Origin of the sequence: Butyricicoccus sp. AM05-1 (assembly GCF_003474415.1) — a bacterium.
GTDB classification, from domain to species: Bacteria; Bacillota; Clostridia; order Oscillospirales; family Butyricicoccaceae; genus Agathobaculum; species Agathobaculum butyriciproducens.
Window position 1 is genome coordinate 129,640 of record NZ_QUDG01000008.1, and the last position, 14,113, is coordinate 143,752.

14 protein-coding genes are annotated in these 14,113 nt (G+C 57.5%); 3 read left to right on the forward strand and 11 right to left on the reverse strand.

What is annotated here, in order from left to right; all coding sequences use genetic code 11:
- Positions 1-33 precede the first annotated feature (33 nt).
- From acpP to DW088_RS11695, 10 genes are all read right to left on the reverse strand, one after another.
- Positions 34-258, reverse strand: coding sequence for an acyl carrier protein (acpP, locus tag DW088_RS11650; protein ID WP_110435152.1), 225 nt, complete (start codon positions 256-258; stop codon positions 34-36).
- 5 nt (positions 259-263) lie between these two features.
- Positions 264-1,055, reverse strand: a complete 792-nt coding sequence (locus tag DW088_RS11655; protein WP_118360857.1) for an acetyl-CoA carboxylase carboxyltransferase subunit alpha — start codon at positions 1,053-1,055, stop codon at positions 264-266.
- A gap of 19 nt (positions 1,056-1,074) precedes the next feature.
- Positions 1,075-1,950, reverse strand: coding sequence for an acetyl-CoA carboxylase, carboxyltransferase subunit beta (gene accD, locus DW088_RS11660; RefSeq protein WP_118360848.1), 876 nt, complete (start codon positions 1,948-1,950; stop codon positions 1,075-1,077).
- Between the two features lie 289 nt (positions 1,951-2,239).
- The gene (gene accC / locus DW088_RS11665; protein ID WP_117488862.1) at positions 2,240-3,583 is read right to left on the reverse strand and encodes an acetyl-CoA carboxylase biotin carboxylase subunit; all 1,344 of its coding nucleotides are present in this window, start codon (positions 3,581-3,583) and stop codon (positions 2,240-2,242) included.
- A 20-nt stretch (positions 3,584-3,603) separates the two neighbouring features.
- Positions 3,604-4,029, reverse strand: a complete 426-nt coding sequence (fabZ, locus tag DW088_RS11670) for a 3-hydroxyacyl-ACP dehydratase FabZ (protein ID WP_199667351.1) — start codon at positions 4,027-4,029, stop codon at positions 3,604-3,606.
- 318 nt (positions 4,030-4,347) lie between these two features.
- Positions 4,348-4,815, reverse strand: coding sequence for an acetyl-CoA carboxylase biotin carboxyl carrier protein (gene accB, locus DW088_RS11675; RefSeq protein ID WP_199720434.1), 468 nt, complete (start codon positions 4,813-4,815; stop codon positions 4,348-4,350).
- A 12-nt stretch (positions 4,816-4,827) separates the two neighbouring features.
- Positions 4,828-6,057, reverse strand: coding sequence for a beta-ketoacyl-ACP synthase II (fabF, locus tag DW088_RS11680; RefSeq protein WP_118360849.1), 1,230 nt, complete (start codon positions 6,055-6,057; stop codon positions 4,828-4,830).
- Between the two features lie 260 nt (positions 6,058-6,317).
- Positions 6,318-7,046, reverse strand: a complete 729-nt coding sequence (gene fabG, locus DW088_RS11685) for a 3-oxoacyl-[acyl-carrier-protein] reductase (RefSeq protein ID WP_110435157.1) — start codon at positions 7,044-7,046, stop codon at positions 6,318-6,320.
- A 63-nt stretch (positions 7,047-7,109) separates the two neighbouring features.
- Positions 7,110-8,057 carry an enoyl-[acyl-carrier-protein] reductase FabK gene (gene fabK / locus DW088_RS11690; RefSeq protein WP_118360850.1) on the reverse strand — a complete coding sequence of 316 codons (948 nt, stop codon included), beginning with the start codon at positions 8,055-8,057 and terminating at the stop codon, positions 7,110-7,112.
- Positions 8,058-8,208: 151 nt separating this feature from the next.
- Positions 8,209-9,198 carry a beta-ketoacyl-ACP synthase III gene (locus DW088_RS11695; protein ID WP_243029897.1) on the reverse strand — a complete coding sequence of 330 codons (990 nt, stop codon included), beginning with the start codon at positions 9,196-9,198 and terminating at the stop codon, positions 8,209-8,211.
- A 202-nt stretch (positions 9,199-9,400) separates the two neighbouring features.
- Between DW088_RS11695 and fabD the strand changes: the two genes are divergently transcribed.
- Positions 9,401-10,318 carry an ACP S-malonyltransferase gene (gene fabD / locus DW088_RS11700; RefSeq protein ID WP_118360851.1) on the forward strand — a complete coding sequence of 306 codons (918 nt, stop codon included), beginning with the start codon at positions 9,401-9,403 and terminating at the stop codon, positions 10,316-10,318.
- A 57-nt stretch (positions 10,319-10,375) separates the two neighbouring features.
- Here the strand turns inward: fabD and DW088_RS11705 are convergent, their stop codons facing one another.
- The gene (locus tag DW088_RS11705) at positions 10,376-10,939 is read right to left on the reverse strand and encodes a manganese efflux pump MntP (RefSeq protein ID WP_118360852.1); all 564 of its coding nucleotides are present in this window, start codon (positions 10,937-10,939) and stop codon (positions 10,376-10,378) included.
- A gap of 877 nt (positions 10,940-11,816) precedes the next feature.
- Here DW088_RS11705 and DW088_RS11710 point away from each other — a divergent pair.
- Both DW088_RS11710 and DW088_RS11715 read left to right on the forward strand, forming a co-directional pair.
- On the forward strand, positions 11,817-13,187 hold the full coding sequence (locus DW088_RS11710) for a Mur ligase family protein (RefSeq protein WP_118360853.1): 1,371 nt from the start codon (positions 11,817-11,819) through the stop codon (positions 13,185-13,187).
- Between the two features lie 13 nt (positions 13,188-13,200).
- A complete protein-coding gene (locus DW088_RS11715; protein ID WP_118360854.1) occupies positions 13,201-13,935 on the forward strand; it encodes a type 1 glutamine amidotransferase in 735 nt (244 codons plus the stop codon).
- Positions 13,936-14,113 lie beyond the last annotated feature (178 nt).

Consider the following 14,113-nt stretch of genomic DNA (forward strand, 5'->3'; position numbering starts at 1 on the left):
AAACGGTGGCTTTTTCATGCGCAAAACGAAATCTTACTGGTTTGCTTCGATGTAGTTTACGATGTCACCGATGGTGCTCATCTTAGCAGCTTCCTCGTCGGAAATCGTTACGCCGAAGTTCTCCTCGAGGTCCATCATCAGCTCTACAACGTCCAGAGAATCTGCGTTCAGGTCTTCCTTAACCTTGGTGTCCATGGTCATGGTGGAAGCATCAGCGTCAAACTTGTCTGCCAGGATTTCACATACCTTTTCAAACATGGGATTTACACTCCTTCATTACTTTCTTGATTTATTGTTCTGAAAACTCCGACTCTGCGGAATTTTTCATACCGTTTCTGCAGCATCGTGTCGATGTCCGGCTCAGCATCCAGCTCGGCCAGCTGGTCGCGCAGCGTGCGCGCCACATTGCGGATAAGCTGTGCGGAGGATGTGCCCTCCTGAATAATGCCTTCGATCATACCGAAGCTATACAGGTCCTGCGCGGTGATATGCAGCGTGTCCGCTGCCTCCGCCTCGCGCTTGGGGTCCTTCCAGAGAATGGACGCGCAGCCACGCGGCGAAATAACCGAATACAGGGCGTTCTCGAGCATGAGCACACGGTCCGCAACCGCCAGCGCCAGTGCGCCGCCGGAGCCGCCCTCACCCGTCACGATAGAGATGACCGGGGTTTTCAGCTCGATAAACTCATACAAACAGCGGGCAATGGCCTCGCCCTGACCGCGTTCCTCCGCGCCAACGCCGCAGAACGCGCCGCCGGTGTCAACAAAGTTGATGACCGGGCGGTGGAATTTCTCCGCCTGATGCGCGAGACGCAGGGCCTTTCGATAGCCCTCCGGGTGCGCCATGCCGAAGTTGGCGTCCATATTCTGCTCAATGGTGCGGCCCTTGCGGTGGCCGATTACCGTCACCGGTGTGCCGTTGAAATAGCCAACGCCGCCGAGGATGGCATGGTCGTCCGAAAAATAGCGGTCGCCGTGCAGCTCGGTGAAGTCGGTGAACAGCTCATTGATATAGTCCGTGAGCATCGGACGCTTGGTATCGTGAATGATACGCATTTTTTCACTTGCGGGTTTGTTAATCACGACGCCACACCTGCCATTTCTTGGACTTGGAGCCGCAGTGCAGCTTCAAGAGTTTTTCCAGCGTTTCTCTGAGTTGATTACGCGGAACTATTTTATCACAGAAACCGTGCGATAGCAAGAACTCCGAGGACTGAAAATCGTCCGGGAGGGTCTGGCCGATGGTTCCCTCGATAACACGGCGGCCGGCAAAGCCGATGGTCGTGCGCGGCTCCGCGAGGATAATATCGCCCAGCATAGCGAACGACGCGGTAACGCCGCCCGTGGTCGGGTCGGTCAGCACGGTGATATACAGCAGTCCGGCATCCGAGTGACGGCGCGCCGCCGCGGACACCTTTGCCATCTGCAGCAGCGAAAACATGCCCTCCTGCATGCGCGCACCGCCGGAGCAGGTGAACAGCACAACAGGCAGACCCTTTTCGGTCGCGTACTCGAACAGGCGGGTCAGCTTTTCACCGACGACCGAACCCATAGACGCCATCATGAAATGGCTGTCCATGACGCCGATCGCGGTCTCCACGCCGCCGATCCTGCACACGCCGGTCTTGACTGCGTCCGGCATGCCGACCTTTTCAGCCAGCTCTGCCGTTTTCTCTGCGTATCCCGGGAAGTGGATCGGGTCCGCCGGTGCCAGATTGGCGTACAGCTCCTCAAAGCTGTCCTTATCCGCGATCTGACGGATGCGCGTGCGCGCGAGCAGTCGTCCGTAGCGTCCGCAGTGCGGGCACACATACAGATTCTTGCCGTAGGCATACGCCTTCAGTTCTGCGCCGCAGCCCTTGCAGGTTACAACCTTGGCCGCTTCGTCCTCCTGCGGTTTCATTTCCATAGAGGTCTCGCGTGTTTTTTGAAACAGGTCGATCAGACCCATGCGTAACTCCCCTTTCGTTTGGAGGCAGTACCGCACGATTGGCCTTCGGCGCTTTGCGGCTGTTTTGCCCCCTGGTTTTGTTGCGTACTTTTGCAATACAGCGTACTGCTGCAAGTCCGCGCCGCACCAGTGAACAAAACATCTCGCAAATCGCTCTTGTCCAACCGTGCGGTACTGCCTCTGAAATCCTTCGGATTACAAAAACTTCGCTTTTCAAAATACGCTGATTTTGTAAGACCTTCGGATTCAATTATTCCTGTGCTAAATCTATTATACCATAATAAATGATTTAGTCAAAATCGCCGTTTGCGATGGAATTAACATTAAAGTTTGCTTCCACAAACGCCTTCGAGCACAGGATGTGCATCTGATAGTCGGTTGCGGTCACAACGCCCTCAAACAGCATCTCCGCGAGGGCACGGCGCATGCGAACGATGGCCTGCTCACGGTCGGCGCCGTAGACGATCAGCTTGCCGATCATGGAATCGTAGAACGGCGGAATCTTATAGCCCTGATAAGCCGCGGAATCCACGCGCACACCGGGACCGCCCGGCAGATGCAAGGACACCAGTGTGCCCGGACAGGGTGCAAAGTTTCTCGACGGGTCCTCCGCGTTGATGCGGCACTCGATGGCGTGACCGCGGATGGTCAGATCCTCCTGCTTAAAGGACAGCGGCTCGCCTGCCGCCACGCGAAGCTGCTCGCAGACCAGATCTACGCCGGTGACCTCCTCGGTGACCGGGTGCTCGACCTGAATGCGGGTGTTCATCTCGCAGAAGTAGAAATTGCGGTCGTTATCGACCAGAAATTCGATCGTACCCGCGTTTCGGTAGCCGACGCGCTTTGCCAGCGCAACAGCCGCCGAGGTCATCTTCTCGCGCAGCTCGGGCGTGACGAAAGCTGACGGACTTTCCTCGATCAGCTTCTGGTGGCGGCGCTGCACCGAGCATTCACGCTCGAACAGGTGCACCACGTTACCGTAGTTATCGCCCAGAATCTGCACCTCGATATGGCGCGGATTGTGAATATATTTTTCCATGTACAGGCGGCCGTCACCGAAGTTGGCGATAGCCTCTGCAGCGGCGCTGTCGTACGCGTCCTTGAGGTCCTTGACGCTCTCGGCCACGCGGATGCCCTTGCCGCCGCCGCCGGATGCCGCCTTGAGCATGACCGGATAGCCGATGCGCTCGGCCTCGGAGATGGCTTCGTCAAAATCGCGCAGCGGGCCGTCCGTGCCGAGCGCGACCGGAACGCCTGCGGCGATCGCGTTGCGCTTTGCCTCGGATTTGTCGCCCATCAGGCGGATGGTTGCCGCAGTCGGGCCGATAAACGCCAGACCGGCCTGCGTGATGCGCTCGGCAAAATCCGGATTCTCGGACAGGAAGCCGAAGCCCGGATGAATGGCCTGACAGCCGGAAGCCAACGCCGCCGAAATGATATTATCCATATTCAGGTAGCTGTCCGCCGCACGGGCCGGACCGATGCAGACCGCTTCGTCCGCGATCTGCGCATGCAGCGCTTCGCGGTCAGCCTCGGAGTAAACGGCCACCGAGATAATGCCTAAATCACGGCAGGCCTGAATAATGCGGACCGCAATCTCGCCGCGGTTCGCAATGAGTACCTTCTGAAACATTCGATTAGCTCTCTCCCGCCTCAGTCATTGATGACCATGCATTTGATCTCCGCTTCGGCGGCCTTCTCGTCCCCAACCCAGGCAACGCCCTCGGCTACTGCCATCGGGCCGCGGCGCTTGGTGAAGGTAACCTCCAGACGAAGGGTATCGCCCGGCTTTGCCATTGCACGGAATTTCGCCTTGTCAATGCCGGTGTAGACCGCAGTCTTGCCCTTGAATTCGGGCAGGGACAGCAGCGCTACGCCGCCTGCCTGTGCGAGCGCCTCCAGACGGAACACTGCGGGCATGATCGGGTTGCCCGGAAAGTGGCCCTGGAAGAAGAACTCGTCGCCGGTCAGGTGCAGCGCACCGACTACATGGTTCTCGTCCATTTCGAGGATCTCGTCCACCAGAAGCATCGGCGGACGGTGCGGAAGGATCTCCATGATCTGTTCTTTGTTCAGCATATTATAATCCCTCTCCTTACAAAATGCAAGTAAAACACGCAATACAGCACTAATTATGCGGTAAAACCGCAATGCTTTGCATTGCGCATGAAATAAAAGCGCCTTGCGCTTCGTAAAAAACCGCGACATGTGCGGCGCAGCGCGAACGGCGTCGCGCAAGGTTAGCGCTGGGTTTTTACACCCCGACTCAGCCGTCTTGGGCGCTATCCTTGTGCGACTTCTTGGTCGCACTGCGCGCGGCGACATTCGGGTATCGAAAACAGGTTTCTACGGAACCTGTTTTCGTATATAGGGGGCTTGTGAAGCCCCCTATAAGCGTCATTCGATTACGCAGAGCACCTGATTGTATTCAACCATATCGCCCGGCTGTGCCATAATGCGGATGATCTTGCCGTCGCACGGTGCCTTGATCTCGTTCATGATCTTCATCGCCTCGATGATGCAGAGGGTATCGCCCTCCTTCACCTGCTGACCAACCAGCACGAACGGCGGTTCGTCCGGAGACGGAGAAGAATAAAACGTGCCGACCAGCGGGCTCTTCACCTGCGTGCCTGCCGGAAGCTGCTCCGCAGCCGCCGGTGCCGCGTCTGCGCTCTCCGCTGCGGGTGCTGCCGCCGGCGCCGCTGCCGGTGCCGCCGCTGCTACCGATGCTGCAGCGATCACGGGAGCCGGTTCAGCTGCCTTGATCTTGATTTTTACGTCATCCAGTTCGAGCTCGACCTCGCCCAGCTTTTTTGCAGCCAGCGCGTCCATCAGCTCGAGGGCAATGTCTTTCAGTTCTTTCATATCCATAGCTTGTTACACTTTCTTAATAAGGATGCAGGCGTTGTGGCCGCCAAAGCCGAGCGAGTTGGAGATGGCAACATTGATCGGCATCTCAACCGCCTTGTTCGGGGTGATATCCAGATCACACTCCGGATCCGGCTCCTTGTAGCCGATAGTCGGCGGTACAATGCCCTCGCGGATTGCCATAACGCAGGCAATGGCCTCAACCGCAGCCGCGCCGCCCAGCAGATGGCCGGTCATGGACTTGGTGGAGGATACCTTCACGTTGTAAGCCTCCTCGCCAAACGCCTTTTTGATGGCGATGGTTTCGTACTTCTCGTTGAGCGGGGTCGAGGTGCCGTGCGCGTTGATATAGTCAACGTCAGCCGGGGTCAGACCGGCATCCTCAATGGCACCGCGGATAGCGTGTGCAGCCGCATCGCCGTCCGGAGACGGGCTGGTGATGTGGTAAGCGTCGCCGGAGGCACCGTAGCCTGCCACCTCTGCCAGAATGGTCGCGCCGCGCTGCTGTGCGTGCGTCAGGCTCTCGAGTACGAGACAGCCTGCGCCTTCGCCCATGACAAAGCCGGAACGGCGTGCGTCAAACGGGATGGAAGCCGCCGTCGGGTCCTCGCCCATGTGAACCGCCTTCATGTTCTGGAAGCCTGCCATCGAGATCGGGATAATGCCGTTCTCGGTGCCGCCGCAGACAACGACATCCTGATAGCCGTGGCGGATGGCGCGCATTGCCTCACCGATCGAGTGGTTGCCGGTCGCGCACGCGGAAACCGGGCAGAAATTCTCGCCCTTGAAGCCGAAGTGCATGGAGATATACGCCGCCGCGATGTTGGCGATCATCTCCGGGATAGCGAACGGCGAAACGCGGCCGGGACCCTTTTCGAGCAGCTTCGGGACCTCCTGCTCGGCAACGTGCAGACCGCCTACGCCCGAGCCGAAAATAACGCCCGTGCGATAGGGATCGAAATTGCCTTCCTTGAGGCCTGCCTGCTCAACAGCCTGGATCGCTGCCGCCATTGCGTAATGCACATTTGCGTCTGCGCGGCGCGCCTCACGCTTCTCCATATACTGGGTCGGGTCGAAGTCCTTGACCTCTGCACCCAGCTTTACCTTAAAATCGGATACATCAAACTTGGTGATGGGACCGATGCCGCACTTGCCGGTCTTGAGCGACTCCCAAAACGACGGCACATCGTTGCCGACCGGAGTGATAGCACCCATGCCGGTGATTACTACACGTTCCATATATTTGCTCCTTCATTCCAATATCACGCATTTATCTAATCGCAATTTTTATTCCACGCAGCAAAAAAGGTTTCACCGGATAATTCGGCAAGAGCAATTTGCGCAGGAATTTTGCGTTCTGATTAGGCGCGGGTTTGCAGCAATACTTTGTGTATTGCAAAAAGCGCAGCAGTGCGGCCGGAGCCTGCACAAGAAACTGCGGCCGGCATCAGAGCGGAAAATTACCGCAAAGTGCCGCAGGCGAATTGTCCGGTGATGCCTTAATAAAGTCCGCCGTCAGCGATGATCGTCTGGCCGGAAATATAGCTTGCAGCGTCGGAGGCCAGAAAGGCAACCACGCCTGCGATCTCCTCCGGCTTGCCGAAACGGCCGAGCGCGATCTGCTTCTTGGCGTTCTCGCGGATGTCCTCGGGCACCTTGTCGCTCATCTCGGTGGCGATCCAGCCCGGAGCGACCGCGTTTACCGTAATGCCGCGCGCACCCAGCTCCTTGGCGGCGGTCTTGGTCATGCCGACCATACCCGCCTTGGCAGCGGTGTAGTTGATCTGGCCGTAGTTTCCGGTGAACGCCGAAACCGAAGTGATGTTGATGATGCGGCCCTGCTTTGCACGCATCATCATCGCACCGCACAGGCTGAGCATGTTGAATGCACCCTTGAGGTTGGTGCGGATAACATCGTCGAACTGGTCCTCCTTCATGCGGACCATCAGACCGTCGCGGGTGATGCCCGCATTGTTGACGAGAACGAACGGTACGCCGATCTCTTCCTTAATTTCCTTGAGCGCGGTGCTGCAGGCGTCATAGTCCGCAACATCCCACTTCTTCACATAAGCGTTGACGCCGTGCGCGCGGCACTTCTCCGCCACAGCCTCAGCCTTTTCGACCGAGGACGCACAGTTGATGAGGACGTCAAAGCCGTCCTGCGCCAGCTTTTCCGCGATTGCCGCGCCAATGCCGCGGGAACCGCCGGTTACGATTGCTAAGCTCATTGTTTACTCCATTCTATAGACAGGCAGGAGTGAGGAGTTTTCCTATCTCTTCACTCTCCGCTCTTATTCAAATCTCTTGTAAGCGTTCTTCAGAAGGTCCTCCGCCTGTGCGGTCATGCCCTTGAGGATCTCCTCGCACGGATGCAGCTCCTTGAGCATACCCGCAATCTGACCGGACATAAAGGTGCCCTCCTCATAGTTGCCGTCCTGCACGGCCTTGCGCAGCGAACCGGCGGTTGCCTTCTCAAGCTCCTCAAGAGAGGCATCGGTGTTCTGCTTCTCGAGCTCGAGGCACTTGCGCGCCATCGGGGTCTTGAGCGAACGCACCGGATGACCGGACGGACGACCGGTAACAACGGTCGAAATGTCGGTAGCCTTGAGGACGAGTTCCTTATACTTTTCCGAGATCTGACACTCCGGTGTTGCAAGGAAGATCGTGCCGCACTGCACGCCTTCGGCGCCAAGCATCATGGCAGCTGCCATGCCGCGGCCGTCTGCAATGCCGCCTGCGGCGATGACCGGAATGCTCAGTGCGTCTACGACCTGCGGAACGAGCGGCATGGTTGTCAGCTCACCGATGTGGCCGCCGCCTTCCATACCCTCTGCGATAACCGCATCTGCACCTGCGCGCTCCATGCGCTTTGCCAGTGCAACCGAAGCAACGACCGGCATAACCTTAATGCCTGCGTTCTTCCAGTCCGCAATATACTTGCCCGGATTACCTGCGCCGGTGGTCAGCACTTCGATCTTCTCGTCGATGGCTAGCTGTGCCAGATCGTCCGCATTCGAGGAGAGCAGCATGATGTTCATACCGAGCGGCTTGTCCGTGATGGCACGCGCCTTATGGATCTCCTCACGGATGTAATCGACCGGAGCCGCGCCGCCCGCGATGATGCCCAGACCGCCTGCCTTGGAAACCGCAGCAGCCAGATGGTGCTCCGCGATCCACGCCATAGCGCCCTGCACGATCGGATATTCGATACCGAGAAGTTCTGTGATCTTGGTTTTCATAGGTTTGTTCTCCCCTTTTTAATAGGTAGTAAATTATTATAACATATTTTAACGCAAATAATAGACAGCGTGCATTTTTAGACAATTTACCTTAAATTTGTCTAACAGATAATGCCGGACGGCTGCAAGAACCGTCCGGATTTATCCAATATTATAGTTTAATCACAAATGCGCCATAAGTCAAGCCTCCGCCGAAGCCGGTGCAGACAATAGTCTGACCCTCCTTCAGCAGGCCGTTTTTACGCATTTCGTTCAGGCAGATCGGCACGCTTGCCGACGAGGTATTGCCGAAACGGTCCATATTGACGTAAATTTTCTCCTTCGGCAGATGGTATCTGCGTGCAATAACATCCAGAATACGCAGATTCGCCTGGTGCGGCACCACCCAGTCGATTTCCTCTGCGGTGACGCCCGCTCGCTTGAGCGCGGTGTCGATCGCAAGCGGTACGGCTCTTGCGGTGAAGCGCACGACCGGTGCACCCTGCATTTTCAGGAAACGCGCCTTCGGGTCCACCGTGCGGTCGCCGGAAAGCGGATCCTCGACCGGCAGGGCTTCCATGTGCAGATACTCTGCACCCGAGCCGTCTGCCGCGGTGAAGGTGGACAGAATGCCGACTGTTTCGTCCTCAGTCGCCTGATAAACGGCCGCAGCGGCACCGTCGCCGAACAGAATGCAGGTCGAGCGGTCGGTGTAGTCCACGATGCGCGAAAGCGTTTCCGCCGAGACAACCAGCACGGTCTTTGCCTTGCCGGATTTAATGTAGCTGTCCGCAATGTCGGTCGCGGAGACAAAGCCGGTGCAGGCGTTGTTGATATCGAACGCGCCGACCTGACGCGCACCCAGCTTGTCCTGCAGGATAGACGCCGTATTCGGCGTGTTGGTATCCGGCGAGCAGGTGCTGACGAGAATGAGGTCAAGCTCCTCTGCGGTGATACCTGCGTCCGCGAGTGCGTCCTGTGCGGCACCGAGCGCCAGCTCCCATGTATGTGTATTCTTTGCGATGCGGCGCTCGCGCACACCGGTGCGCTGCACGATCCACTCATCGCTGGTATCTACCATTTTTTCCAGCATGGCGTTGGTCAGGACAAAATCCGGAATGCAAGCGCCCGTGCCGATCAATTTACTGTTGATGATTTCCACGCTCCTAAAAAGTCCAAATCGCTCTCCCAAAAAGCGTGGAAAAGCGACAATAGTTAGATTGACAAAGTATTCTCCGACTATTATAATAAAAGCACAGTAGATTGTCAAGACAGACCGTTATTATTTAGCAACACTTTGTGCGAAAATATCTATTAAAACACGGTGCTGTCAGCGTTTGATTATTATTTTGGAGGAACGAAACGTGAACTACGGTTTTGCATTTTTCCCGGGTCAGGGCGCACAGGCCCCCGGCATGGGCAAGGATCTTTATGAGAACTCGCAGGCTGCCAAGCTGGTTTTTGAGGAAGCAAGCGAAGGCGCCGGTCTGGATGTAGCCAAGCTGTGCTTTGAGAGCGATAAGGAAACGCTCTCCCGCACGGAGAACAGCCAGATCGCTATTTTCACCCATTCCATGGCAGCCTGGGCTGCACTGAAGGAAGCAGGCGTGGAATTCAAGGCAGCGGCAGGCTTCTCGCTCGGTGAATACACCGCACTGGCGGCTGCAGGCGTTGTTTCCCTCGCAGACGGCGTGAAGATCGTTTCCATGCGCGGCAAGCTGATGCAGCAGGCTGCGGACTCGATCGACGGCGGCATGGCGGCTATCCTCGGACTGGAGGACAGCGTAATTGAAGAAGCCTGCGCGAAGGTGACCTCCGGCGTGGTTCGTCCGGTAAACTACAACTGCCCGGGTCAGCTGGTTATCGCAGGTGAAAAGGCGGCTCTCGCAGAGGCGATCGAAAACTGCAAGGCTGCCGGCGCACGCCGTGCGCTCCCGCTTGCGGTATCCGGTGCATTCCATACCCCGCTGATGGCAAAGGCTGCCGCAGAGCTGCGCGCTTACGTTGCGGACTTTACCTTCTCCGCACCGAAGATGGATATTTACTCCAACCTCGACGGCAAGGTTTACGACTGCTCCGACCTGCCGGCACACCTCGAGCAGCACATGATCTCTCCGGTTCGCTGGACGCAGCTGGTGAAGAACGGCATGGCTGCCGGTCTGACCTCGGCGTGCGAGATCGGTCCGGGCAAGACGCTGACCGGCTTTGCGGGCAAGATCAGCAAGGAGCTGACCTGCAAGACCGTGCAGGATATGGCGGGCGTGCAGGCTGCAGCCGAATGATTTTCGACTGAAAACGCATAGAGACAGTAAAAAGGCACCTCATTGAGGTGCCTTTTGTTATCCCAGAAAACCCAAATGCTCCAACAGGATTTTGAGACCCATCAAAATCAGCACGATACCGCCGAACAGCTCTGCGCGGGACTTGTACTTTGTGCCGAACACATGGCCGATCTTCACGCCGATGCACGACAGCACAAACGTGGTTGCACCGATGAACGACACCGCCGGAACGATATCGACCTGCAGGAACGCAAACGTCACACCGACCGCAAGCGCATCAATGCTCGTGGCAACCGCAAGCGGCAGCATGGTCATAAAGCGGAACGAATCGCTGACGCTTTCGTCATCATGCTCGCGCGACTCGCGCACCATGTTTGCGCCGATAAGCCCCAGCAGCACGAAGGCGATCCAGTGATCAATGCTTGTGATGAGCGACTGAAAACGCACGCCGAGTGCATAGCCGATGAGCGGCATCAAAAGCTGAAAGCCGCCGAAATACAGTCCGCAGATGACCGCGTGCTTAGCCTTGAGCGTGCGCACGCTCAGTCCCTTGCAGACAGACACCGCGAACGCATCCATCGACAGACCGACTGCGATTAAAAATAACTCCAATAAACCCATTTTCTTGTCCTCCTCAGTCGTTTATCCGGCGGAAAACAGGCACAAAAAAAGACCCATCTGCCGCGTAGAACAGATAAGTCTCGTCATTTCATGCAAAACCAGAGGAGCGTCCTCCCCAGTATGTTGGCTCTGCCGCGCGGCGGAACGCTCCGCGCCGACTACTCCCTTATTGCGATTTATCTTAGCATATGCGCAGCCGAAAGTCAATATGCGGGCAAAATTGTTGCCCTATGCAAACCGAAAAGCCGATACGGAAACGGCGGCACAGGCTGTCCGGTGTGCCCGAACCGCGCAGGCGGTTCGCCCTGTCCGGGCGGGGAGCTTTGCCGTGAACCACAGCGGGGAATTGCCGCTACGCGCGGCAGGCGCACAAGAGGGTAGACAACCTGCGGTTTTCCACCCTCTTGTGAATCTCCCCTTTTCCCTACTACCTTGGGTGCAGACGGTAGACTACGTAAGCGTAGAAAAAAGAGAACGGCAGAGGATTTTTTCGCAGCGGTCACATATCGGCAATCTGCGCCAGACCCTCCAAGGGAAAGGGGTGATTCATAAGAGGGTGGAAACCGTAGGTGTCTACCCTCTTGTGCCCCCGCCGGGTAGGCACACTCCCCGCTGAGGTTCAGCGAAAAACCCCCCCGCCCGTCAGGGGCGAACACGCTGACGCAGTTCGTGTGCCCCGCTCAGCCGGTGCAGAGAAACAGGCTGCCGCCCGGAAAGGGCGAACCGTTCACACTGTTCGGGCACACCGGAAAGTCTGTGCCGAGAAATCTTCGCTCGAAAAGCGCACGCCGATCAGCTCTCCTGACGTTTTCCCTTGTGCAATGCCGCAAAATGCGCTATACTTATTTTATATGACTTGAAAAAAGAGGTTACAACAATGAAACTCCAAACCAGACTGGCGGTGCTGGTGTGCAAGGCATCGGGCGCTGTCCTGCGCAGGCTGGGACGCGGCGGCACCAACCTGCCGGGCAAGCTGGCACTGAAAATTGATAAAAATATTCTGGGTGAGCTGTCGCGCGGCGTAAAGGTCACGGTCGTGACCGGCACGAACGGCAAGACCACCACCTCCCGCATGATCGAGCAGGCGTTCGCCGATGCGGGACTCAAATATTTCTCCAACAAGTCGGGCGCGAACCTGCTGACCGGCATCATCGCGGTATTTGCACAGCATTCCACGCTGTCCGGCAAATGCCCGTACACGCACGCGCTCATCGAATGCGACGAGGCGGCCTTCCGCAAAACGAGTGAATACCTGCCGGTCGAATGTCTGGTCGTCAACAACATCTTCCGCGACCAGCTTGACCGCTACGGCGAAATTACGCACACGCTCAACGCCATCCGCGAGGGCATTACGCATGTGCCGAATGCAACGCTCTGCCTGAACGCAGACTGCTCGCTCACCGCTTCCCTTGCGGACAGCGTGCCGAACAAGATCGTCTGGTTCGGCGTGAATGTCCCGATTTACAAGGAGACCGCACACGAGCTGTCCGACGCGCCGTACTGCATCCACTGCAAGACCGAATATGAGTACGACTACATCACCTACGGCCATCTCGGCGGCTTCCGCTGCCCGAAGTGCGGCTACCATCGCCAGACGCCGCAGGTCGCTGTCACCAAGGTGCTCGCCACCGGCGCGGACTCGTCCGACATCGTGCTGGACATCTTCGGTCACGAGCACGAGGTACACGTCAACCTGCCGGGCGGCTACAACATCTACAACGCCGCCGCAGAGGCCGCTGTCGCGCATGTTGTCGGCATTGAGGAGCAGACCGCGGTCAGCGCACTTTCTCAGTTTGAGTGCGGCTTCGGCCGTGCCGAGCAGTTCAAGCTCGGTCAGGCGCAGGCGCGCATGATGCTGGTAAAGAATCCTGCCGGCTTCAATCAGGTCATCAACCTGATCGCGCACGACGAGGGCAATTACAAGCTGGCGTTCCTGCTCAACGACCGCTTCGCGGACGGCACGGACATCAGCTGGATCTGGGATGTTGATTTTGAGGCACTCGCTGACCAGCAGGTGCGCTTTACGCGCGTACTGGTTTCCGGCGTGCGTGCGGATGATATGGCGCTGCGTCTCAAGTACGCAGGCTTTGCACCCGAGTGTATCGAGGTTATCCGCGAGTACGACAGGCTGCTGACCGAGATCGGCTCGGATGAGACACCGGCGTTCCTTATGCCGACGTACACCGCCATGTTCGACCTGCGCGGTGAGATCAGCAAGCACACAGACGTCAAGGCGTTCTACGAATAAGGGGGCAACTGCAATGGAACTGAATATCTGCCATCTTTACCCCGACATTCTCAATCTGTACGGTGACCGGGGCAACATTATCACGATGAAACGCCGTCTGGAGAGCCGCGGCATCAGCGTCAATGTGGACGAGTGCTCGATCGGTCAGCCGCTCGATGTGGACAAGTACGACATTTTCTTCATCGGCGGCGGACAGGACTTCGAGCAGGAGGTGCTGCTGCGCGACCTCGCCTCCGGCAAGGGCAAGGATATCTGCACCGCTGTTGAGGAGGAGAAGGTGTTCCTCGCCATCTGCGGCGGCTACCAGATGCTCGGCCAGTATTACAAAACGTGGGATGGCGTGCAGCTCGACTTCATCGGCGCGATCAACGTGCACACCATCGGCGCGAAAGAGCGCATGATCGGCAACTACATGTACCGCACAACACCCGAGAGCAGCGGCTCCATCGTAGTCGGCTTTGAGAATCACTCGGGCAAAACCTACCTCGGTGAGGATGTCGCGCCGCTCGGCATGATGATAAAAGGCTACGGCAACAACGGCGAGGACCAGACCGAGGGCGCACGCTACAACAACGTGTTTGCCACCTACTCGCACGGCTCCCTGCTGCCGAAGAATCCCGTGCTGTGCGACTTCATCCTGCAGACCGCGCTCGACCGCCGCTACGGCAAGACCGATCCGCTCGTGCCGCTCAACGATACTCTTGAGCTGAACGCGCACAATTATATGGAGCAGCGTCTGAGCAAATAATTAGGAACGCGTAATTCGTAATTGATGCGGTGACGGAGATTTCCTGCACCGGCTTTGCGGGGTGCCCGAACCGCGTGAGCGGTTTGCAATTTCCGGGCGAGAACATTGCGGCGTTCGCCGCGGGGACAAAGAGGAAGGACAACCTACGGTTTTCCTTCCTCTTTGAACTCCTACCTTT

Excerpts from the sequence above, each read along its gene's own strand:
- accB (WP_199720434.1), bottom strand. The coding sequence starts at position 4,815 with ATGAAAGAACTGAAAGACATTGCCCTCGAGCTGATGGACGCGCTGGCT.
- accC (WP_117488862.1), bottom strand. The coding sequence starts at position 3,583 with ATGTTTCAGAAGGTACTCATTGCGAACCGCGGCGAGATTGCGGTCCGC.
- DW088_RS11710 (WP_118360853.1), top strand. The coding sequence starts at position 11,817 with ATGAAACTCCAAACCAGACTGGCGGTGCTGGTGTGCAAGGCATCGGGC.
- acpP (WP_110435152.1), bottom strand. The coding sequence starts at position 258 with ATGTTTGAAAAGGTATGTGAAATCCTGGCAGACAAGTTTGACGCTGAT.
- fabZ (WP_199667351.1), bottom strand. The coding sequence starts at position 4,029 with ATGCTGAACAAAGAACAGATCATGGAGATCCTTCCGCACCGTCCGCCG.
- fabG (WP_110435157.1), bottom strand. The coding sequence starts at position 7,046 with ATGAGCTTAGCAATCGTAACCGGCGGTTCCCGCGGCATTGGCGCGGCA.
- fabF (WP_118360849.1), bottom strand. The coding sequence starts at position 6,057 with ATGGAACGTGTAGTAATCACCGGCATGGGTGCTATCACTCCGGTCGGC.
- DW088_RS11655 (WP_118360857.1), bottom strand. The coding sequence starts at position 1,055 with ATGCGTATCATTCACGATACCAAGCGTCCGATGCTCACGGACTATATC.
- accD (WP_118360848.1), bottom strand. The coding sequence starts at position 1,950 with ATGGGTCTGATCGACCTGTTTCAAAAAACACGCGAGACCTCTATGGAA.
- fabK (WP_118360850.1), bottom strand. The coding sequence starts at position 8,057 with ATGAAAACCAAGATCACAGAACTTCTCGGTATCGAATATCCGATCGTG.
- DW088_RS11715 (WP_118360854.1), top strand. The coding sequence starts at position 13,201 with ATGGAACTGAATATCTGCCATCTTTACCCCGACATTCTCAATCTGTAC.
- DW088_RS11705 (WP_118360852.1), bottom strand. The coding sequence starts at position 10,939 with ATGGGTTTATTGGAGTTATTTTTAATCGCAGTCGGTCTGTCGATGGAT.